Below are 21,132 nucleotides of genomic sequence, written 5' to 3' on the forward strand. Positions count from 1 at the left end.
ACAGTCCGGTCGGGGTGCCCCGATCGGCTACCCCACCGGATGGCTGGGTGCCTTCTGGAGGACACCGTGCGCGGCGTCGGCCTCGCGCGCCACCCGTCTGCCGCCGAAATAGATGACGCCGACCCGGGCCAGCATCGTGGCGATGTTCAGGAAGATGAACGCGGCCCGCATGGCGTCCGGGCTGATGGCGTTCTCGTACATCCAGGTGCCGAGCGCCCGGCCGAACCAGTGCGTGGATCCGTACGAGAACGACAGCTTGGCCACGGTGATGGCCACCCAGGCGGCAACGAAGGCCACTCCGGTACGGGAGAAAGCCCGTTGCCTTCCTGCGTCGTACTCGAATCGCATGAACGAGGAGGCGGCGAGTCCGAGAAGCGCGCCGAGCAGGGCCGCGCCTCCTTCGAGTAGCAATCCGTTCTCGGAGGTGTCCATTCCGCGGAAGAAGACAGGGACCAGCACGAGGGCACTGACCAGGGGACGGAGGATTCTGAACGCACCGACTCTGCGCCGCCCGATATCGCTTTCCAAAGCAATGGCAAATACGATGAGGTTGAGCCAATACGCACTGTTCATTGGTCCTCCGGCCAACGGAAGCAATTCCGATTTCAGGCTAGGGACGGCACCGACAGATGTAATCGAACCCCGGGTTGATCTCTGCCGTAGGCATTGTTGTGACGATTCAACCCTGGGGTGGAGCAGGGTGGAGGGCCCTTGGGCGGAGCAGAGTGGAGGGCGCGATACATGACGCCCGGCAGGTCATGAATCGCTGATTGAGGCCAGCCCGTTGCGGTAGGCGTAGCGCACCGCCTGTGCACGGTCGCGCACCTGGGCCTTGGCGAAGATTCGGTTGATGTGCGTCTTCACGGTCGCCTCGCTGACCTGCAGCAGCTCCACCATCTCCCGGTTGGATCGGCCGGCGGCGATCAGGCGCAGCACATCGCACTCACGAGGCGTCAGCCCGTCCGGTATGTCCTGCTCGGCGGTCGCCGGTGCCGCCTCGCCGGTGTCGAGCGCGTGCTGTGCGCCCCGGGACACCAGGCCACGGCCTTCGGCGGCCGCCACCAGCGCCTCGCAGATCTCCTGCCGGCCCGCGTCCTTGGTGAGAAAGCCCAGCGCTCCGGCGCGGAAGGCCTCGGTGACCTCAGCGTCGTCGACATAGGTGGTCAGCACCACGAAGCGGATGCCCGGGTCCACGGCCCTGATCCGGCGAATCGCGCCTACCCCCGACAGCAGCGGCATCCGCAGATCGATGAGGACCACGTCGGGCCGGGCGTCCAGAACCACGGACACCGCCTCCTCGCCGTCGGCGGCCTGCCCCACGACGACGATGTCGGGCTGAAGTCCGAGCAGGACGGCAAGGCCGTCCCGTACCACGGGATGGTCGTCCGCGACGACCACGCGAACGGGCGATCTGCGCCGGCGGGACGGGTCGGTCGTGGTCATAGCGGAATCCTCAGGTGTACGCGCCAACTGTCTTTGTGTGGACCCGCGTCGAGCAGGCCACCGACCGCCTCGGCCCGTTCACGCATCCCCGCCAGACCGTACCCCGTGCCGCACTCCGCCAACCCGGCGACGCCTTGGTCGCCGCCCGCCGGGGCGCCGACGCGCTCCGGCACCCGATTGACGACCGTCAGCTCCACCTCGCCCGGCCGGTACCGCAGTTCGGTCTCCACCCGGCTGCCCGGAGCGTGCTTGCGGACATTGGTGAGCGCTTCCTGGGCGGTGCGGTAGAGCGTCATCGCGATGTCGGCCGGCAGCTCTACGGGGTCGCCGACGGCACGGAACTCGGCCGCCGCACCGTCCTGTTCGCGGTAGACGCCGAGGATGCCGACCAGCAGCTGCTCCAGCGGCAGGGTCTCGCCGCGCAGCGCGAGGATGGCGCGCCGGGTCTCCACGATGCCCTCGTTGGTGAGCTGTTCGGCGCGGCCGACCCAGGGCCGGATCCGGTCGGCGCCCGCGCCGTCCTCCACCAGGGCGTCGATCGCCTTCAACTGGACGGAGAGAGCGGCGAGTGAATGGGCCAGGATGTCGTGGATCTCCCGCGCTATCCGGGTGCGCTCCGCGAGGGTGGCGGCCCTGGCGTGCTCCTGGGCGGCGTACTCGGCATTGCTGAGCAGGAGTTCGGACTGCTCGGCGCGCTGCACGTACTGCCAGCGGAGGGTGCCGAGCAGTGCGCAGGCGAACAGCAGCAGCAGGTGCGGTACGGCGAACCTCCAACCGGCGGCCAGATGTCCCGCCAGGACGCCTGCCGTGCAGGCGACGCCCAGGGCGAACGTGCGACGGTGTGCGAGCCGTGCGCCAGCGTCGGTGAGGGCGACGGCGGGGAAGGCGATGGCGCCGCTGTGCGGGCTGAGGCCGGCGAGGACTCCGCCGGGGACTCCGATGAGCACCCAGGCGATGGTGACGGCGTACCGGGGGAGCCAGTCGGAGGCGAGCCAGAGCTGCCAGCCGGCGGTGGCCAGGGACAGCGTGATGACGACCGCGAGGCCCTGGCCCTGCCAGCCCGGCCGGGGGGCGACCCGGGCGATGTTGACGAGGAGCACGATGAGTCCGAGCAGTCGGACGGTACGCAGCGGCCAGCTGAGCTGCTGTTGGAAGGGCGCGCCCAGAATGATCACGCCCGGTCGGCCTCCGACCCGGGTGCGGTTGCCGGCTTCGGTGCGTACCGTACGAGCGGCCCCTCTCCGGAGGAGGTCGCTGCTGTTGCCGAGGTGCAGGTGCCGGAGGCCGACAGGCCCTCCGCCACCAGGGCGGCGCTCCGGGCGTCCGGCACCAGGAAGACACAGGTGGGGCCGGAACCGGAGACGAACCCGGTCAGGGCGCCCAGCGTGCGGCCGACCCGAAGCGTGTCATGGAGCTTCGGCCGCAGTGAAAGAGCCGCCGGCTGAAGGTCGTTCGCGTGTCCCTCGCCAGGTGGCGCGGACGCGTACTCGTCGAGGGCCCGGGCGAGTGCCGGCGCATCCCCCGCCGCCAAGGCCTTGAGGACGGGCGGGAAAGGAAGCGGATCGGGTATTCCGGCCGCGCCCCGCAGCCGGTCGCACTCCCGGTACACCGCCGGGGTCGAGAGTCCGCCCGCCGCGACCGCCACCACCCAGTGCAGGGGGCCGCCGAGCGGCAGCGCGGTGAGCCGCTCGCCGCGACCCAGCCCCAGCGCGGCCCCACCCGTCAGACAGAACGGTACGTCGCTGCCCAAGTCTGCGCCGATCCCGAGAAGTTCGGGAAGGGCGAGGTCGGCCTCCCACAGTCGGGCACAGCCGAGCAGCGCTGCCGCCGCGTCGGCGCTGCCGCCCGCCATGCCACCGGCCACAGGGATGCCCTTGGCGATGTGCACGGCCACCGAGGGCCGGACGCCGAGCCGTTCGGCCAGCGCCGTGGTCGCCCGCGCCGCCAGATTGCTGCCGTCCGTCGGCACCAGGTCCGAGTCCGGGCCGGAGACGGTGATCCGCAAGGTGTCCGCCGGGGTGACCGTCACCTCGTCGTAGAGACCGACTGTGAGGAAGACGGTGGCCAGTTCATGGAAGCCGGCCGGCTCGGGACCACCGACCGACAACTGGACGTTGATCTTGGCGGGTACCTGGATGGTGACGCCAGGAATCACGGGTGGGCGTTCCCTTCTGCGGGGGCGGCGGACCGATTCGCGTTCGCGCTGGTGTTCCGGGGCAGCGTACTGGCCGACCCCGATGTGCGGGGGCTGTTCCCCGGGGCCGAAGGCCACCGACTACCTTGCGTACCCCTCAGCCCCCCCCCCGCACGCGGCACGACCAGCTCCGACTCGTACGCCGTCACCACCGCCTGCGTCCGGTCGCGCAGCCCCAACTTCGCCAGCACCCGGCTGACATGGGTCTTCACCGTCTCATCGCTGACATGCAGCCGTCCCGCGACGTCCGGATTGGACGAACCCTCCGTGATCAGCCGCAGCACCTCCGTCTCGCGTGGGGTCAGCAGCTTCACTACAGTACTGGGCTCCGCTGCTGCGGTGGGCGCAGGCGGGCGAACTCGGCGATCAGGCGGCGGGTCACCGTCGGCGCCAGCAGCGCCTCGCCGGAAGCGATGACCCGTACCGCGTCGAAGAGGCGCTCCGCGGTCACGTCCTTGAGGAGGAAGCCGCTGGCACCGGCGGCGAGGGCGTCGTACACATGCTCATCCAGGTCGGAGGTGGTCAGGATGAGGATGCGCGGGCCGCCGTGCTTGGCCTGGAGTCTCGCGAACAGCTCGCGCAACTTGGGTTCGGTGTTGGGCAGGCGCTTGTTGACGCCTTCTTCCCGGCCGGGGTGACAGCGGTGGCGTGGTGTTCGTCCTTGCCGACGTCCAGGCCGATGAAGACGCCGACGTCGCTGGTGTCGATCACGTGCAGGCCACCAGAGCGCGGAAGCCCGCGCTCGCGACAGTGGGGCACCCCGCCGCGGCCCAAGCGACAGCCGGGCGAGAAGCCGTCTCGTGTATGGGAGCCGAGCCGCGAGCGCGGCTTCCACGTCTTGCGCCACACGTACGCCTCGGTGATGCTCGAAGCCGGTGAGTCGATCGTCTCGCTTGCGAAGTGGCTCGGCCACTCCGACCCGGCGTTCACGCTCCGGACGTACACGCACTTCATACCGCAGGCCGGCGCGCGGAGACTGTCCGCCATCGAGGCGTGGTTCACGGACCTCGGCTGAAAGTCCCTGAGAAGTCCCAGAGGGCGGAGTTGCCCGTAAAGATGTAGGTCAGAGCGTGATCGCTTCCCAAGCGTAATACCCGGCGTACAGCCCGACTCGTCTGCCGCTCCCTATTTTCGCAGGTCAGAGGGCATGTATTCTGGCTGAACAAACTCCCCGGGGAGGAGCACGGAGCGGCCCCTGTCTCTTATACACCGCCGCACCAGGAACTCTGGTGCGGCGGGCCGCTCGGTGGTCTCAGCTCTGCTGCAGGGGAGTCAGGATGAACGCGAAGTCCGCCGATGCGAGTTCGAGCCGGTACTGAGGCAGGACACCGGGTCCCACAGCGGCGCTGCCGAGGCCCTGGACGGCGTGGTCGGTGTGGAGGTGGATCACCGGGCCGGGGACGAGGTCGCTGTGGTGCCGTGCGGCGTCGAGCTGTTGGTCGGTCCAGCGGCGGGCGGCGAAATGGAACGGCTCTTCGCCCGCGACGCGCAGTCCGTTCCCGGCTCCGTCGGTGAAGGTGGCCCAGCGGGTGTCCGCACGGTTGCCGTTCTCCTGGGGGCGCACATAGGGCGTCTGCAGCTCGTCCACGGTCGCGTGGAAACGTCCGACGCGAACTGCCTGACGTGAGTCGGGGTAGGCCTCGCCCGGGCCCGCGCCGAACCACTCCACCTGGGACCAGACGGCGGGAATCTCCCAGTCGAGTCCGATGCGGGCCAGTGAGCGGGACTTGTCCCTGCGGACCAGCTCCTGGTACTCCTCCGGCGGGAGTTCCGGGTCCACCATGGTGTCGGGGAAGTCGTCGCCTCGCTCCGGCCAGTGGCCGACGGGTTCGGCATGCACTCGCAGGCGCAGGCTGTCACCGTCGCTGTCCCAGCGGTAGGTGGTGAGGTAGCCGGAGCTGCCCGCGGCGGGGGCGCTGCGGACGACGACGGTCATGCCCTCTGCGTCAGGGGTGACGGAGACGGTGCGGTACCGCAGTCGGTCCAGTCCGCGAGCATTCCAGTAGGCAGCGTCGCGCTGGGGCCAGCCGCGGTCGTTGTCGGTAGGGGCGCGCCACAGGTTCAGCTTCGGTCCGTGGAGGGGGAGTTCGCCGATGGAGAGCAGAGCTCCGGTGGTCCGGTCGAAGCGGCCAGGGCCGAGCAGAATGTGCTCGCCCTCGCTGCGGGCCGGGCTCGGCAGGCCGATCGGTTGCCGGCGGCCGGTCGCGGAGAGCTGGAGCTGTCCCCAGGCGACCACGTGACCTTCGGGAGCCCAGTCGGCGGGCTTGGCCAGCTCCGCCTGGACGGTGAGCCAGAGCTCGCCTCCGCCGTCCTCCCCGCCCTGGGGGCACCTCCCAGCGGTAGCTGGGGGAGGGTCCAGCCGAGGCAGCGGCAGCCGGCCGTGCTCCCCGGCCGCGAGCTGCGGCGTGGGCAGCACGCCGTGGTCCAGCTCGACCCCCTCGCGAGCCAGCGACCAGGTGAACCGCAGATGGGACAGGTCCAGCACCTCGTAGCGGTTCTCCACCGCGAGGGTGTCCGCCTCCGGGCCGGGGCCGATTCGGACGGGGGCGATCACCTTCGCGTACTCCAGGAGACCGGGGGAGGGGGTGCGGTCGGGGAGGACCAGGCCGTCGCAGATGAAGTTGCCGTCGTGCAGGTCCTCGCCGAAGTCGCCGCCGTAGCCGAAGAACTCGCGCCCCTGGGCGTCGCGGGTGCGCAGTCCCTGGTCCATCCACTCCCAGACATAGCCACCCTGGAGGCGCGGGTACTCGTCCCACAGCTGCACGTATTCGGCGAGCCCGCCGGGCCCGTTTCCCATGGCGTGGGCGAACTCGGTGAGCAGGAAGGGCATGCGGTTGCGCGGGTCGTCCGAAGGGTCGCCGGAGCCCGCGCGGGGCGGGTAGTTGACCTCGCCCGGCAGCAGCTGTCCGCGGCCGATCCGGGCGACGGCGGCCGGCGTGCCGTACATCTGGGCGTGGACGTCGGTGTACTCGCCGAGCCGGTCGCCCTCGTAATGGATCGGGCGGGACGGGTCGCGCCGCCGAACCCACTCGGACATGGCCCGAAGGTTGCGGCCGTCCCCTGCCTCGTTGCCGAGCGACCACAGGATGACGCTCGGGTGGTTCTTGTCCCGTTCCACGATCCGCTCGATGCGGTCCAGGTAGGCGTCGTGCCAGCGGGGGTCGTCGGAGGGGTTGCGCTGCCAGCGCTCCGGGTCGGGGTACTCGAAGCCGTGGGTCTCGAGGTCGCATTCGACCATGACCCACAGACCGAGCTCGTCGCACAGGTCGAGAAACGCGGGGTGCGGCGGGTAGTGCGCGGTGCGCACGGCGTTGATGTTGTGCTGCTTCATCAACTCCACGTCGCGGCGCATGGCTTCGATCGAGAGCGTACGGCCGTGATCGGGGTCGAACTCGTGCCGGTTCACGCCGCGCAGCACCACCCGACGGCCGTTGACCCGGAGCACTCCGGCCTCGTCGACGGCCACGCTGCGGAACCCGATCCGGATCCGGACCCGCTCGCTGCCAGTGGCCAGGTACGCCTCGTAGAGCTGCGGATCCTCCGCGCTCCAGGGCCGTACCGCCGCGAAGGCGAACTCGCCCTCGGCCGGCTGGTCGTGGATCCCGAGGGCCGGGATGTCGATCCGCACCGGCGCGTCCGCGTCGGCCTCCACCCGGAGCCGGCCCGCGCCCGTGTCCGCGTCGTAGTCGGCGTGCACGAAGACGTCCCGGATGCCGCCCGCGGGGCGGGCCAGCAGGGACACGTCGCGGAAGATGCCCGACAGGCGCCAGGTGTCCTGGTCCTCGAGGTAGGTGCCCGCGGAGAACTGGTGCACCCGGACCGCCAGCACGTTGCGACCGGGCCGCAGCAGCTCGGTCACGTCGAACTCGCTCGCCAGGCGGCTGCCGTAGGTGACGCCCAGCTCGCGGCCGTTGAGCCAGACCCGGGCGCAGGAGTCCACGCCCTCGAAGCGCAGCACGGCCGGCGTGCCCGCCCAGTCGGCGGGCAGGTCGAAGGTCCGGCGGTAGTCCCCGGTCTCGTTCTCGTCCGGGACGAAGGGTGGGTCGACCGGTATCGGGTAGGCGATGTTGACGTAGATGGGCCGGCCGTAGCCGTTCAGCTGCCAGTGCGAGGGGACGCGAAGGGCATCCCAGGAACTGTCGTCGAAGTCCGGGGCTTCGAATCCATCCGGTTCCGGGCGCAGGGCCGGTGAGAACCGGAACGCCCACTCCCCGTTGAGGTCGATTCTGGGGGCGTCGGAGTCCAGGGCCGCGCGCGGCGCGGCCCTGCCGTGGCCTGGTGTGTAGTCCTCGAAATAGCGTGCGGACATGCGGAATCCTCCGGCGGGCGCAGGTGACGCGCGCGACCGTACTATCGAAGGCGTCTTGCGGGAAGCGCCGCCAGGACGGCCGTCTCTCCCGGTACCAGCACCTGCCGGCGATCAAGGCGGACTTGCTGCGCCGCCTCGGCCGTACGGACGAGGCGGCGGCCGCGTACCGGCAGGCGCTGGAGCTGACGGGCAACGAGGCCGAGCGGGCGTTCCTCACCGCGCGCCTCACCGACGAGGAGACCAGCCCCGCGTAAGGGATCGACGTCCGGCTCACGCCATGCCATCGACGAACAGTTCCGGGTTGTACGAGCGGCCGTCGCCGTCGAGAAGCTGCGCAGTGAAGAGCGACGCGGCCGTGTCGTCCGTCTTCCCCACGTTCTTCACCGTCAAGTCGACGACGCAACTCCTACAAGGTGCGCCGATAACGGACTTCGGATAGGGATACTCCGTCATAGTCATCAGCCTGGACGGCACCGTCAGCGGCATAACCTGCCCGCTCGTAGAAGCGACGCGCCGTGGTGTTGTCGGTGAGGACCCACAACAGCACCAGGTCGAAGCCATCCGCATGAGCCTGGGCGTGCACGGCTTCGAGGAGCGTGCGACCGATTCCGGATCCGATGAGTGAAGGCTGGACGTACAGAGCGTAAAGCTCACCCGCATTCGTAATCGTTCCGTCGCCGCGAAAGGGCCCGAGGCAAGCCCAACCCACGACTCGTCCATGGGTGTCGACCGCTACCAGGTTGGTTATGCCCTCACTCGACCTTTTGAAGTGATGGCATCGCTGCTGGGTTTCTGCCTCGACCGTCATGCCATCGAGGAAGGACTGGGGCACGATCCCGGCATACGCGGCCTTCCAGCCGGTCACTCGTATCGCTGATACAGCGGGAACATCGGTTTCCGTCATGGCTCGTACAGTCAACATCTCGGCACCGTACGAGACCGTCACCGCGACTGCCTGGCAATTACGGTCGGGTTTGCCGCGCCGGTTGAGCTCCTCGTCGACCCGGTCGCTGCTCCTCCCCACTCCCCAACCTGCCTTCAACGGAAGGAAGTTGAGCCTGTCCCGATTTGACAGGCTCTCGGCCGCCTCGCTAGATCTAGCCACATGACAGTCATTTTCAACTTGGGGGTCAGTGGTGCGTGCCGCGTTCGTCGGTAAAGGTGGCAGTGGCAAGACCACGCTGTCGGCCCTCTTCTCGCGCCACCTGGCGCGTTCCGGGGCGCCGGTCGTCGCCATCGACGGCGACATCAACCAGCATCTCGCCCACGCCCTGGGGCTCGACGACGGCGAGGCCTTCGCCGCGCCGCCCCTCGGCTCGCGGCTCGCGGAGATCAAGGACCATCTCCGTGGCGACAACCCCCGTATCACTTCGAGCGCGGCCATGATCAAGACCACTCCGCCGGGCCGGGGCTCGCGTCTGCTACGGCTGCTCGGGGACGATCCGGTGCACTCTCACCACGTCCAGAGGGTGGGCGGGGTGCCGCTGATGGTCACCGGTGAGTTCGACGAGAGCGATCTCGGTGTGGCCTGCTACCACTCCAAGCTCGGCGCTGTGGAGCTGTACCTCAACCATCTCGTCGACGGGCCCGGCGAGTACGTCGTCGTCGACATGACCGCCGGCGCGGACGCCTTCGCCTCGGGGCTGTTCACCCGGTTCGACATGACGTTCCTGGTCGCCGAACCCACCCGCAAGGGTGTCTCCGTCTACCGCCAGTACCGCGACCATGCCGAGGAGTTCGGGATCCCGATCGCGGTCGTCGGCAACAAGGTGACCGGCGAGGACGACCTGCTGTTCCTCAAGGAGCACGTCGGCGACCATCTGCTGACGTACTTCGAGCAGTCCTCCTGGGTCCGCTCCCAGGAGCGGGGGCGTCCTCAGGGTGAGCTGGAGCCGCACAACGTCCATGCCCTGCGCCTGCTGCAGACCGCCCTCGACGAGCGGACCAAGGACTGGGAGGCATTCCAGGAGCACGCCGTCGAATTCCACCTCCGCAACGCAGCGGCCTGGGCCGGCAAGGCCACCGGAAGCGATCTCTCCGCCCAGGTCGACCCCGGCTTCCGGCACGGCCCGGCCGCCCTCACCGCCCTCAACTCCTCACTGAGCGAGTGAGCGGGCCGTGACGCGGGCGAGGTGGCGGCGAACACCTCGCGTGCGTCTCGGGACTGCTTCCACTCGAACGGCCGCATGCGCCGGGTGTCCCGCCCGGTGTGATGCGACGGTGGAGAGGGCACTCGCGCAAGCCGGCACCCGCGAAAGCCCGGCACTCGCGAAGCCATGGGTGCCCTGGGCCCGTACGCCCCATGCCCTGGGCCCGTACGCCCCATGCCCTACACCCCCATGTCGTAGGACTCCGAGGAGATGCCGTGACCTTCATCGACCGACGTGACCTGGGCCTTCTGCTGCTCCGCCTCGGAACCGGCGGGGTGCTCGCCGCCCACGGTACCCAGAAGCTCTTCGGGTGGTTCGGCGGCGGCGGAATCGAGGGCACCGGCGCCTTCATGGAGTCCGTCGGCTACAAGCCCGGCAAGGCGAACGCCATGGCCGCCGGGCTCGTCGAAACGGGCGGCGGCGCGCTGCTCGCCCTCGGTCTCGCGACGCCCGCGGCGGGGGCGGCCGCGGCCGGCGGGATGGCGGGGGCGGCGGCCGTGCATGCGCCCAGCGGTTTCTTCGCCCAGAGCGGCGGATACGAGTACGCGGCGTTCCTCGGCCTCGTCCCTGCCTGCCTTGCCGTCACCGGTCCGGGCCGTCTCTCCCTCGACCACGTTCTCGGCCACATCGTCAACCGCGACTGGATGGTCCCGGTGGCGTTCGCCGCCACGGCCATCGGCACCATGGCCGTCATCACGGCACGCAACAGGCACGTACGGCTGGCGCAGGCGGCGCCCTCCGAACAGGAGGTGAAGGAGGGGCCGTTCGGCGCGGAGGCGGCCCCGGGCGGGGGCAGCACGGCGCAAGGGGCATGAGGTCCCGGCCTTTCCGACTTCCCTGCCTTCCCGACTTCCCGGCCTTCCCGGCCTTCCCGGCTTTCCTGAGGATCTCAGGTGCCGGTCCGCTCTGGAGGATTGCCTTCGCGTGCACTCCAACGCCTAGCGTCCACAGGCATGGAGACCACCAACGCGACGACCGCCCCGGCTGCTGACGGCACGACGCCGGACGACGGCACGCACACCCGGCACACCCCCTACGCAAGAACCCTCGGCCGCAGCGGAATCGAGGTGAGCGCCCTCGGGTTCGGCTGCTGGGCCATCGGCGGCGAGTGGCAGGCCGCGGACGGGAGCCCCCTCGGCTGGGGCAAGGTCGACGACGAGGAGTCGGTGCGCGCCGTCCGCCGGGCGATGGACCTCGGCGTGACCTTCTTCGACACCGCCGACGTCTACGGGGCCGGGCACAGCGAGCGGGTCCTGGGAAGGGCCCTCGGCAGTCGCAGGGCGGACGTCGTGGTGGCCACCAAGTGGGGCAACCTCTTCGACGAGGCGGGCAAGGCCCTCACGGGCAGCGACGACTCACCGGCGTACGTACGGCGTGCGCTGACCGCCTCCCTCGCCCGGCTCGGCACCGACTACGTGGACCTCTACCAGCTGCACCTGTCCGACGCGGACCCCGAACGGGCCGCCCTCCTGCGGGACGCCTGCGAGGACCTCGTACGCGAGGGGCTCATCCGCGCGTACGCATGGAGCACCGACGACCCGGCACGCGCGGCCGTCTTCGCCGCGGGCCCGCACTGCGCCGCCGTCCAGCACCGCTGCAACATCCTGCAGGATGCGCCCGAACTGCTCGCCCTCTGCGAGGAGTCGGACCTCGCGAGCATCAACCGCAGCCCGCTCGCGATGGGTTTGCTGACCGGGAAGTACGTGCCGGGGAGCACGCTCGCCGCCGGTGACATCCGCAGTGCGCCGCCCGCCTGGCTGCCCGGGTTCGCAGCGGGCGGCGGCGCCGACCCGGAGTGGCTGGCGCGCGTCGACGCCGTCCGGTCCGTCCTCACGAGCCGCGGGCGCACCCTCACCCAGGGCGCGCTGGCCTGGCTGTGGGCGCGCAGCCCGCGCACGGTGCCGATCCCCGGTTTCCGTACGGTCGCGCAGGCCGAGGAGAACGCGGGCGCGCTGGCGTACGGGCCGCTGGCCGAGGAGGAGATGGCGGAGATCGAGCGCGTACTGGGGGCTCGGCGCTCCACGGAGGCGTGAAGCAGGACAACCGCTCCGCGGCCCAGGTCGTTCCCGCGGTCCCAATCGCGGGCCCCCCTTTGGTCGCCTGGCAGCCGCGGAGCGGTTGTCCACCCCCTCAATGTGGTCTTGTGCGCCTACGCCTGTGCGCTTGTGTGCCCGGTCGGGGTGGCCGAGGTGGCCACTGCCCGCGCCTTGGAACGTATGCGCAACGTGTGCTCTAAATGTGAAGGACTGATGGAGAGAAGTTGAGCATAGGGGGGCCACTTGCCCCAAAGGGGCGGTGGATCATATTCCGTTTGTGCAGATTCTTCATGGGTGTGCGGCTGCGGGTGTGAGCGGCGGTCATGCGGAACTCATCCCTCCGACATGAATTTGTTGTGCACGTGACAGGTCTCCGTCGTCCCCCGCACATTCAATGCCCCTGACAACAACCGTCAGGGGAGGGCCAGATGACACCCGCACGTCCGACGCCACCTTCGCAGCACGCCCCCGAACTCCGCGCCGCCGCCCGCCAGATCGGCCGCCGCCGCTTCCTCACCGTCACCGGCGCCGCCGCAGCGCTCGCCTTCGCCACCAACCTGCCCGCCGCGGGCTCCGCGAGCGCCGCCGAACTCGACGCGGCCCGGATCACCGAGAACCCGTTCACGCTCGGCGTCGCCTCCGGCGACCCGCTCCCCGGCTCCGTGATCCTGTGGACGCGGCTCGCCCCTGCGCCGTACGAGCCGGACAGCGGTCTGCCGCAGGAGCGCGTCACCGTCCACTGGGAGCTCGCCCACGACGAGCGCTTCCGCCGGATCGCCAGACGCGGCACGGCCACCGCGCACCCCGAGTTCCACCACTCCGTCCACGTCGAGGTCTCCCACCTCGAGGCCGGACGCGTCTACTACTACCGCTTCCGCGTCGGGAGTTGGGTCAGCGAGACCGGCCGCACCCGCACGGCGCCCGAAGCGGGCAGCCGGCCCGGGGCGCTCACGCTCGCCGCGGTCTCCTGCCAGGCGTACCACGACGGGTACTACACCGCGTACCAGCACCTCGCCCAGGACGACGTCGACATCGTCTTCCACCTCGGCGACTACCTCTACGAGTACGCCGTCAACTCCGTCGGCGGCGCCCGCACCTACACCGACCGCACCCTGCCCGCGCTCTTCAACCGCGAGACGCTGACGCTGGAGGACTACCGGCTGCGGTACGCCCTCTACAAGAGCGACCCTGACCTGCGGGCCGCGCACGCCGCCCACCCCTTCGTCGTCACCTGGGACGACCACGAGACCGAGAACAACTACGCGGACGACACCCCCGAGAACTCCGTACCGCCGGAGGAGTTCCTGCTGCGCAGGGCCGCCGCCTACCGCGCCTACTGGGAGAACCAGCCGCTGCGCCGCCCGCAGCAGCCCGAGGGCCCGGACATGCAGCTCTACCGCCGTCTCCACTGGGGCCGGCTCGCGCAGTTCGACATCCTCGACACCCGGCAGTACCGCTCCAACCAGGCGTACGGGGACGGCTGGCAGTACTCGGGCCCCGAGTCCGAGGACCCCTCGCGCACGCTGACCGGCGAGACCCAGGAGCGGTGGCTGCTCGATGGGTGGCGGGAGTCGCGGGCACTGTGGAACGTCGTGCCGCAGCAGGTCACGTTCTCCCGCCGCCACAACACCACGACCCTGCCGTCGAAGGTGTCCATGGACGCCTGGGACGGCTACCCGGCCTCGCGTGAACGGGTGCTCGCCGGCGCCGAGTCGGCGGGTATCGACAACCTGATGGTGCTGACGGGCGACGTGCACGTGGGCTACGCCTTCGATATCAAGCGGGACTTCGACGACCAGGCGTCGAAGACCGTCGGCACCGAGATCGTCGCGACGTCCATATCGAGCGGCAAGGACGGCGCGGACAAGCCCGCCAACTGGGACACCTACATGGCGGCCAACCCGCACATGAAGTTCTACAACGGGCGGCGCGGCTATGTGACGGTCCAGCTGGGCGCCGAGGCAGCGCGCGCCGACTTCAAGACGGTGAGCGCGGTGACGACGCCGGGGGCGCCGATCACCACGGCTGCGTCGTTCGTGACGGAGGCGGGGAACCCGGGGCTGAAGCCCGCCTGACGCCATCGCGGAGGCGGGCGCGGAACCGGCTCAGGCCGTCGCGACCTGAGCCTGTTCCGCCTCGCCGGGATAGCGGACGCCGATGCGGTCCCGTACCGCGTCGAGCGTCCGCATCACCGCGAGCGAGCCGTCGAGCGGCACGAGCGGGGACTCGGTCTCGCCCGCGCGCAGGCAGCGCATGACCTCCACGGCCTCGTGCTTGAGGCTGGCGCCCGTGCCGGCGGCCGGGTCCGCCGTGAACTCCTCCGGGTCACGGCCGTCGCGGTGCAGCACGAAACGGTCGGGGTGGAAGAAGCCGTACGGGATGTCGATGCGGCCCCGGGAGCCGGTGACCGACGCCATGATGGGGGTGCCGCCGATGATGGAGCAGTGCACCAGAGCGTGAGCACCGCTCTCCCACGAGAGCAGCATTCCGGTCTGGAGATCGACGCCCTCGTCCGAGAGCACCGCTCTCGCCGTGATGTCCGACGGCTCACCCAGCAGCAGCTGCGCGAACGACACCGGATAGACGCCCAGATCGAGCAGCGCGCCACCGCCCTGCGCTGGATCCCGCAGCCGGTGCGCGGCGGGGAACGGACCCGAGAGCCCGAAGTCGGCCTGCACGGTGCGCACCTCGCCGATCGCGCCGTCGTCCACCAGGGCCTTGAGCCGCCGTATCAGCGGGTTGCAGTACATCCACATGGCCTCCATCAGGAAGAGGCCGCGCTCCCTGGCCAGGCCCACCAGCTCCTCGGCCTCGCGCGCGTTGAGCGTGAACGCCTTCTCGCACAGCACGTTCCGGCCCGCCTCCAGACACAGGCCCGCCGCCTCGCGGTGCGCCGAGTGCGGCGTCGCCACATAGACGACGTCCACCTCCGCGTCCTCCGCCAGGGCGCCCCAACTGCCGTACGCACGCGGGATGCCGAAGCGCTCCGCGAACGCCTTCGCCGAGGCGTCCGTCCGCGAGGCCACCGCGACGACCTCCGCATCCGGAAGGTCCAGCAGATCCGCCGTGAACGTGGCGGCGATCCCGCCGGTCGCCAGGATCCCCCACCGCACCGGTTGCGTCGTCACGCGCTTCCCTCCCTGTTGCCGTCTGCTGTTCGCCGTCCGGCGGTCTCGACCACCGCGACGAGCTGAGAGCATATGTGGCGGAATCCAGGACCGGGAGGGGGGCCATGCGCGAGCGCGGCCGAAGGACATCAGCAGACGCCGGGGCGGACGGCCCCATAGAGAAGGGGTCCATAGAGACGGACTCCACAGCCGAGGGGGGTTCCAGAGGGCCCCGAGGACAGGGCGAGGCCGCCGGGTCCGTCGCCGCCCGCCGCACCGGACTCCTCGTCACCCTGGTGCTCGGCGGGCTCACCGCCGTACCGCCGCTGTCCATGGACATGTACCTCCCGGCGCTCCCGGAGGTCACCGACGCGCTCCACGCCCCCGCGGCGACCGTTCAGCTGACGCTGACCGCCTGCCTCGCGGGCATGGCGCTCGGGCAGCTCGTCGTCGGGCCCATGAGCGACAAGTGGGGCCGCAGGCGCCCGCTCCTCGCCGGGTTGCTCGTGTACATCGTCGCCACCGCGGTGTGCGCCTTCGCGCCCACCGTGGAACTGCTCATCGCGTTCCGGCTGGCCCAGGGCCTGGCGGGCGCCGCGGGCATCGTGATCGCCCGGGCGATCGTCCGCGACTTGTACGACGGCGTGGAGATGGCCCGGTTCTTCTCCACCCTCATGCTGATCTCCGGCGTGGCCCCGATCATCGCGCCGCTCATCGGCGGGCAGGTGATGCGGGTCACCGACTGGCGGGGCGTCTTCGTCGTCCTCACCGTGATCGGCGCCGTCCTCACCGCGGTCGTCTGGCGCGCGCTTCCCGAGACGCTCGCGCCCGGCAGAAGGCACGGCGGCGGCACGGCCGAGGCGCTGCGCACCATGCGTGACCTGCTCGCCGACCGCGTCTTCACCGGCTACATGCTCGCCGGCGGCTTCGCCTTCGCCGCGCTCTTCGCGTACGTGAGCGCGTCGCCGTTCGTCATCCAGGAGATCTACGGCGCGTCCCCGCAGACCTTCAGCCTCCTGTTCGGCATCAACTCGGTCGGCCTGATCGCCACCGGCCAGATCAACGGCAAGCTGCTCGTCGACCGGATCAGCCTCGACAAGACCCTCGGCTTCGGCCTCGCCGTCATCACCGCCGCCGCCACGGCACTGCTGCTCCTGACGACCGGCGTCTTCGGCGACCCAGGGCTCGTCCCGGTCGCCGCCGGGCTGTTCGTCCTGATGTCCGCGATGGGTCTCGCCCTGCCCAACACCAACGCGCTCGCCCTCCTGCGCACCCCGCACGCCGCGGGCTCCGCCTCCGCGCTCCTCGGCACGTCCTCGTTCCTCATCGGCGCGATCGCCTCGCCGCTCGTGGGCATCGCGGGCGAGACCACCGCCGTCCCGATGGCCGTCGTCCAACTGGCCTGCGCACTGGTGGCCGTGGCCTGCTTCGTGGCACTGTGCCGTCCCTGGCAGCCGCGCACGCAGGAGACGAGCCTGCGCGCCGGAGGAGGGACCCCGCAGCCGAGTGGAGCCCGGGAGGAGGCCCAGCACTGAGCGCACCACGACTGCGCACCGGCACCCCGGAGCGCGCCGGTCTCGACCCGGGCGAGATGCGGCGGCTCCTGGCGGAGGTGCGGGCGCTGCCCCTCGGGGAGCAGCCGTGGTGCGCGGGCGTGGTCGTGCTCGCCGGGCGCGGCCCGGTGGTCGCCGTCGAGGAGGCGTACGGCTGGGCGCTGCGGTACGCGGCATACGACCCCGAGAGCGACGCGGGCGTCGAGCTGCCGCGCGAGAAGTGGGTGCCGATGCGCACCGACACCCCTTTCGACCTGGCGTCGCTCACCAAACTCTGCACCGCAGTCGCCGCGGTGCAGCAGCTGGAACGCGGCACCCTCGGCATCGACGCGCGCGTGGCCGCGTACCTCCCCGAGTTCCGGGCCGCCGCCGAGCACGGCATCACCGTGCGGCAGCTGCTCACGCACACCTCCGGGCTGCGGCCCGAACTCCCGCTGTACGACTGCCCGGACCACGCGGCACGCCTCGCCGCGCTGCAGGCCGAGGCGCCGGTCACCGAGCCCGGCACGTACTGCTACTCGGACCTCAACATGCTGCTGCTCCAGCACGTCCTCGAGCGCATCACGCGGCGCCCGCTGGACGTCCTCGTACGGGACGGGATCACCCGGCCGCTCGGCATGACGGCCACCGGCTTCGGCCCCTGCCCCGGCGCGGCGGCCACCGAGGACCAGCGCAGGCCCTGGGCCAAGGCCGACCGCGGGATGCTGCGGGGCGTGGTGCACGACGAGAACGCCTGGGCGCTCGGCGGTGTCGCGGGCCACGCCGGGCTCTTCTCGACCGCGCGCGACCTCGCGGTGCTGTGCCGGACCCTGCTGGCGGGCGGCTCGTACGGTACGGCCCGCATCCTCGGCCCCGACTTCGTGGAGCTGATGCTGACGGCTCCGGGACTGGGTTTCCGTATCGACCAGCCGTGGTTCATGGGGGAGCTGGCGGGGCGGGGTGGCGGCGGCCGGGGTGCGGCGGGGCACACCGGGTTCACGGGCACGTCGTTGGTCCTGGATCCGGTGACGGACACGTTTCTGGTGCTGCTGGCCAACACGGTGCACCCGCGGAGGCGGGACGCGGACAGCCGGCCGCGGGCAGCGGCGGGCACTCGGCTCGCCCGTGCCGTGCGGCGGCGACCGTAGAATCGCTGGGTGAACGTCCCCGTTACCCCGTTTGCCCCAGCCGAGACCCTGCGCGCGGCCCTCGCCGGCCTCCTTGACGGCCTGCCGCCGAGGCAGGCCGCGCAGGCCGTGGACCGGCTGATCGCCAACTACAGGGGGCGCACTCCCACGGACGCCCCGGTGCTGCGCGACCGCTCGGATGTCGTCGCGTACGCCGCGTACCGGATGCCCGCGACCTTCGAGGCGGTCCGCTCCGCGCTGGACGCGCTCGCGGAGGCAGCGCCGGCCGGGTGGGCGCCGGACAGCCATGTGGACGTGGGCGGCGGGACGGGCGCGGCGACGTGGGCCGTGGCCGCGACCTGGGAGGGGGAGCGGCCGGTCACGGTGCTGGACTGGGCGGAGCCGGCGCTGGCGCTGGGCCGGGAACTGGCCGCGTCGTACGAGCCGCTGAGGTCCGTGGCGTGGCAGCGCTCTCGTATCGGATCGGCGCTCACCATCGAGAGCACTGATCTCGTCACGGTGTCGTATGTGCTGGGCGAGCTGACCGAGGACGGCCGGCGCGCGGTGATGGACGCCGCGGCGAGCGCCGCCCGGTCGGCCGTCGTGATCGTCGAGCCAGGCACGCCGGACGGCTACGCGCGCGTGATCGAGGCCCGGGACCGGCTGATCGCCGCCGGGTTCAGGATCGCGGCGCCGTGCCCCCACAGCGCCGCCTGCCCCATCGCCCCCGGCACGGACTGGTGCCACTTCTCGGCCCGCGTGAGCCGGTCGTCCCTGCACCGCCAGGTGAAGGGCGGCTCACTGGCGTACGAGGACGAGAAGTTCAGCTACGTGGCGGCGGTACGGTTCCCGGCCGTCCCGGCCCCGGCCCGCGTCGTCCGGCGCCCGCAGATCCGCAAGGGCCAGGTCCTGCTCGACCTGTGCGCGGCGGACGAGACCCTGCACCGCGAGACGGTGACCAAGCGGCACGGCACGCTGTACCGGGCGGCGCGCGACGCCGACTGGGGGGACGCGTGGCCCCCGTCGTCGCCGGACTGACGGGCCGCCCCCGCCCCGGCCACGCGCGACGGACTGACGCGCCGCCCGGCGTCCACGGCTCTGCGCGGCGGGCTGACGGGCCGCCCGCAGTGGACGGTCACGGGCTGCGGACTGGCGCGCCGCCCGCCGTCCGCGGCCCGGCGCGGCGGACTGACGCGCCGCCCGCCGTCCACGGGACGCCCCGCCGGGGTCCGCCGGGGGCCCGCCGTCCACGACCGCGCGCGGCCGACCGGCTCACGTCCGGTGTCCGCGCCCCTTTCCGGCCCGCGCGAGCAGCGCCGGCGCATCGGTGATCACGCCGTTGCAGCCGAGGCGCAGCACGCGGTCGCGCTGCTTCCGGGTGTTCACCGTGTGGGCCCACACCCGGGGAATGCCCGAGCGCACGGCCCGTACGAGATCGGAGTCACGCGCCTTGTAGTCGACGTCCAGTACGTCCACGAAGGACGCCCAGCGCTCCGGCCGGTCCGTGCGCATCTGCTTCTTCGAGCGCCACAGCTGGGACATCAGGCCCAAGCGGTGGGCGCGGAGGGCGACTTCGGGGTGGTTGGAGTTGACCAGCACCGAGCGGGTCAGGCCCCGGGCGCGGATCATCCTGGCGAGCGTGTCGAGGCTGTCCGGATCCTTGGCCTCCAGCATCAGCACGACGCGGCCGCCGAGACGGTCGAGCACCTCGGCGACGGTCGGCGGCCGCTCGGCACGCCAGTGGCCCGGCAGCTTCGAGTCCGGCCGCAGCCGTACGCGCTGCCAGTCCGCGAGGGTGAGCCCGCGCACCGGGCCCTTTGCGCGTGTCGTGCGGTCCAGGGTGGCGTCGTGCATCGCCACGACGGTGCCGTCGCGCAGTATCCGCGTGTCGACGTCGAGGACGTCGGCCGTGCCCCGCCGGTACGTCGTCATCAGCCCCGACATGCTGTTCTCCGGCACCTCCAGGGCGCCGCCGCGGTGTGCGGTGTACACGACGCGGGGGAGCGCGTCGATCGTGAGGGGGCCGGCGCCCCATTCCAGGGGGGCGAGGCCCGTGGCCGTTCCCGCGACGGTCAGTGTCGCCAGGCCGGCCAGCACCGTCCTTGTGACCATGGCGACCACCGTAGGCGGAGATATGTACTGAATGTCCGCAATGACACCCGGGGGTTGGCATCGCCCCACGTACCCCGGATGTGGACTGTGGTCACCCGCGGCGCAGGATGGTGGCACCATGGACGGTACGACGGGAGATGAGGGGATACATGGGCAAGGGCGCAGGGTTCGGCCTCCCCCAGTGCCTTAAGGGCCTGGGAGGTGCCCCCACCGGCGGGCAGGGCAGGATTTCCCAGTGGCTGCGCGCTCGTCGTCCGAAGGACGTGGGCGATGACGGCGGTCGCGAGGCCCTGTTGCTGGCCGTTGCCGCGGCGGGACTGCCGCTCGCGCCTGCCGCGCACCCCTCGGGGTACGGGTGTTCCTGCGACCGGATCGGCTGTCCCACGCCCGGTCGGCACCCCGTCTCCTTCGCCTGGCAGACCCAGTCCACGACCGACCGCGGCCAGATCGAGCGGTGGGCGCGGCATCAGCCGCAGGCGAACTTCATCACTGCGACCGGCATGGTCCACGACGTGCTAGACGTGCCCCGCGAGGCCGGACTCGAGGCGCTGGAGCGGCTCCTCGCGGAGGGGATCGACGTCGGGCCCGTCGCCGAGTCGGGTGGTGACCGTGTGCTCTTCTTCACTGCGACGCGCGGTACGCCCGAGGACGAGGACGAGTGGTGGCCCTGCGAGCTGGACTGCCACCCCGAGACCATGGACGAGCACCCGGGTCTGCGGTGGCACTGCCGCGGCTCGTACGTCCTGGTGCCGCCGGCCCAACTGCCCGGCGACGCGGGTGTGACATGGCTGCGCGGGCCTGAGCACGCGCTTCCGGACCCGCTGACGCTGCTCGAGACCCTCACCGACGCGTGCGCCCGCTTCGCGGGCACCGAGTCGGAACACGAGACTTCCGCCTGGCCCCTCCGCCGCTGAACGCTCGCCGGGGTTCCCGACGAGCTACGGCGACCACGACGGTGCCGTCGTCGCCGTCATGTCGCTGGCAACCACCGCGCGTCGCCCGCGCCTGCGGTCGGCCGCGGTGCCGGTGCCGCGCCACCGCCGCCGGGTCGGCAGCGGCTCCTCCACCGCGGCCCGGAACGGTGCTCGGCTGCGCCCGCGTTACGGTGAGTCGGGGCACCGC

The 21,132-nt window shown here is 71.3% G+C and carries 18 protein-coding genes and 1 pseudogene; 10 read left to right on the forward strand and 9 right to left on the reverse strand.

Going from position 1 to position 21,132, the window contains the following annotated elements; translation table 11 throughout:
- Positions 1 to 27: 27 nt before the first annotated feature.
- The 5 genes and pseudogenes from STSP_RS26465 to STSP_RS26485 form a co-directional block, all read right to left on the reverse strand.
- Positions 28 to 573 carry a hypothetical protein gene (locus STSP_RS26465; protein ID WP_157902905.1) on the reverse strand — a complete coding sequence of 182 codons (546 nt, stop codon included), beginning with the start codon at positions 571 to 573 and terminating at the stop codon, positions 28 to 30.
- A gap of 183 nt (positions 574 to 756) precedes the next feature.
- Positions 757 to 1,443, reverse strand: a complete 687-nt coding sequence (locus STSP_RS26470; protein ID WP_067283083.1) for a response regulator — start codon at positions 1,441 to 1,443, stop codon at positions 757 to 759.
- Positions 1,440 to 2,618 carry a sensor histidine kinase gene (locus STSP_RS26475; protein ID WP_067283085.1) on the reverse strand — a complete coding sequence of 393 codons (1,179 nt, stop codon included), beginning with the start codon at positions 2,616 to 2,618 and terminating at the stop codon, positions 1,440 to 1,442. Before STSP_RS26475 ends, STSP_RS26470 begins: the two co-directional genes overlap by 4 nt.
- On the reverse strand, positions 2,615 to 3,598 hold the full coding sequence (locus tag STSP_RS26480; RefSeq protein ID WP_067283087.1) for a 4-(cytidine 5'-diphospho)-2-C-methyl-D-erythritol kinase: 984 nt from the start codon (positions 3,596 to 3,598) through the stop codon (positions 2,615 to 2,617). Before STSP_RS26480 ends, STSP_RS26475 begins: the two co-directional genes overlap by 4 nt.
- 155 nt (positions 3,599 to 3,753) lie before the next feature.
- Positions 3,754 to 4,214 (reverse strand): annotated as a pseudogene (locus STSP_RS26485) (LuxR C-terminal-related transcriptional regulator); the annotation flags it as partial.
- A 285-nt stretch (positions 4,215 to 4,499) separates the two neighbouring features.
- Here STSP_RS26485 and STSP_RS37530 point away from each other — a divergent pair.
- Positions 4,500 to 4,652, forward strand: coding sequence for a hypothetical protein (locus tag STSP_RS37530; protein ID WP_232789803.1), 153 nt, complete (start codon positions 4,500 to 4,502; stop codon positions 4,650 to 4,652).
- A 237-nt stretch (positions 4,653 to 4,889) separates the two neighbouring features.
- On the opposite strand, the gene STSP_RS26490 is transcribed toward STSP_RS37530, so the two are convergent.
- On the reverse strand, positions 4,890 to 7,946 hold the full coding sequence (locus tag STSP_RS26490; RefSeq protein WP_067283090.1) for a glycoside hydrolase family 2 TIM barrel-domain containing protein: 3,057 nt from the start codon (positions 7,944 to 7,946) through the stop codon (positions 4,890 to 4,892).
- Between the two features lie 122 nt (positions 7,947 to 8,068).
- Here STSP_RS26490 and STSP_RS40815 point away from each other — a divergent pair, with 122 nt between their 5' ends.
- On the forward strand, positions 8,069 to 8,200 hold the full coding sequence (locus STSP_RS40815) for a hypothetical protein (protein WP_269801054.1): 132 nt from the start codon (positions 8,069 to 8,071) through the stop codon (positions 8,198 to 8,200).
- Positions 8,201 to 8,352: 152 nt separating this feature from the next.
- Here the strand turns inward: STSP_RS40815 and STSP_RS26500 are convergent, their stop codons facing one another.
- Positions 8,353 to 8,850: a GNAT family N-acetyltransferase gene (locus STSP_RS26500; RefSeq protein WP_232789804.1), complete on the reverse strand. Its 498-nt coding sequence runs from the start codon at positions 8,848 to 8,850 to the stop codon at positions 8,353 to 8,355.
- A 232-nt stretch (positions 8,851 to 9,082) separates the two neighbouring features.
- Between STSP_RS26500 and STSP_RS26505 the strand changes: the two genes are divergently transcribed.
- From STSP_RS26505 to STSP_RS26520, 4 genes are all read left to right on the forward strand, one after another.
- Positions 9,083 to 10,057, forward strand: a complete 975-nt coding sequence (locus STSP_RS26505; RefSeq protein WP_067283135.1) for an ATP-binding protein — start codon at positions 9,083 to 9,085, stop codon at positions 10,055 to 10,057.
- 254 nt (positions 10,058 to 10,311) lie between these two features.
- Positions 10,312 to 10,911: a DoxX family protein gene (locus STSP_RS26510; RefSeq protein WP_078067530.1), complete on the forward strand. Its 600-nt coding sequence runs from the start codon at positions 10,312 to 10,314 to the stop codon at positions 10,909 to 10,911.
- A 138-nt stretch (positions 10,912 to 11,049) separates the two neighbouring features.
- Positions 11,050 to 12,129, forward strand: coding sequence for an aldo/keto reductase (locus tag STSP_RS26515; RefSeq protein ID WP_078067531.1), 1,080 nt, complete (start codon positions 11,050 to 11,052; stop codon positions 12,127 to 12,129).
- Between the two features lie 431 nt (positions 12,130 to 12,560).
- Positions 12,561 to 14,207, forward strand: a complete 1,647-nt coding sequence (locus STSP_RS26520; RefSeq protein ID WP_067283095.1) for an alkaline phosphatase D family protein — start codon at positions 12,561 to 12,563, stop codon at positions 14,205 to 14,207.
- Positions 14,208 to 14,237: 30 nt separating this feature from the next.
- Here STSP_RS26520 and STSP_RS26525 read toward each other — a convergent pair whose 3' ends face one another.
- Positions 14,238 to 15,260, reverse strand: a complete 1,023-nt coding sequence (locus tag STSP_RS26525) for a Gfo/Idh/MocA family protein (protein ID WP_067283097.1) — start codon at positions 15,258 to 15,260, stop codon at positions 14,238 to 14,240.
- A gap of 104 nt (positions 15,261 to 15,364) precedes the next feature.
- On the opposite strand from STSP_RS26525, the gene STSP_RS26530 reads away from it, so the two are divergent.
- Genes STSP_RS26530 through STSP_RS26540 form a run of 3 tightly spaced genes read left to right on the forward strand, consistent with a single transcriptional unit; the run spans position 15,365 to position 18,936 of the window.
- Positions 15,365 to 16,774, forward strand: a complete 1,410-nt coding sequence (locus tag STSP_RS26530; protein ID WP_078067533.1) for a multidrug effflux MFS transporter — start codon at positions 15,365 to 15,367, stop codon at positions 16,772 to 16,774.
- 56 nt (positions 16,775 to 16,830) lie between these two features.
- Positions 16,831 to 17,919, forward strand: coding sequence for a serine hydrolase domain-containing protein (locus STSP_RS26535; protein ID WP_067283101.1), 1,089 nt, complete (start codon positions 16,831 to 16,833; stop codon positions 17,917 to 17,919).
- 9 nt (positions 17,920 to 17,928) lie between these two features.
- The gene (locus STSP_RS26540; RefSeq protein WP_067283102.1) at positions 17,929 to 18,936 is read left to right on the forward strand and encodes a small ribosomal subunit Rsm22 family protein; all 1,008 of its coding nucleotides are present in this window, start codon (positions 17,929 to 17,931) and stop codon (positions 18,934 to 18,936) included.
- Between the two features lie 234 nt (positions 18,937 to 19,170).
- Here the strand turns inward: STSP_RS26540 and STSP_RS26545 are convergent, their stop codons facing one another.
- Positions 19,171 to 20,010, reverse strand: a complete 840-nt coding sequence (locus STSP_RS26545) for a glycerophosphodiester phosphodiesterase (protein WP_067283104.1) — start codon at positions 20,008 to 20,010, stop codon at positions 19,171 to 19,173.
- Positions 20,011 to 20,159: 149 nt separating this feature from the next.
- On the opposite strand from STSP_RS26545, the gene STSP_RS26550 reads away from it, so the two are divergent.
- Positions 20,160 to 20,924 carry a bifunctional DNA primase/polymerase gene (locus STSP_RS26550; RefSeq protein WP_067283139.1) on the forward strand — a complete coding sequence of 255 codons (765 nt, stop codon included), beginning with the start codon at positions 20,160 to 20,162 and terminating at the stop codon, positions 20,922 to 20,924.
- The last annotated feature ends 208 nt before the right edge of the window (positions 20,925 to 21,132 follow it).

Source organism: Streptomyces jeddahensis (assembly GCF_001642995.1).
In the GTDB taxonomy this organism is placed as follows: Bacteria; Actinomycetota; Actinomycetes; order Streptomycetales; family Streptomycetaceae; genus Streptomyces; species Streptomyces jeddahensis.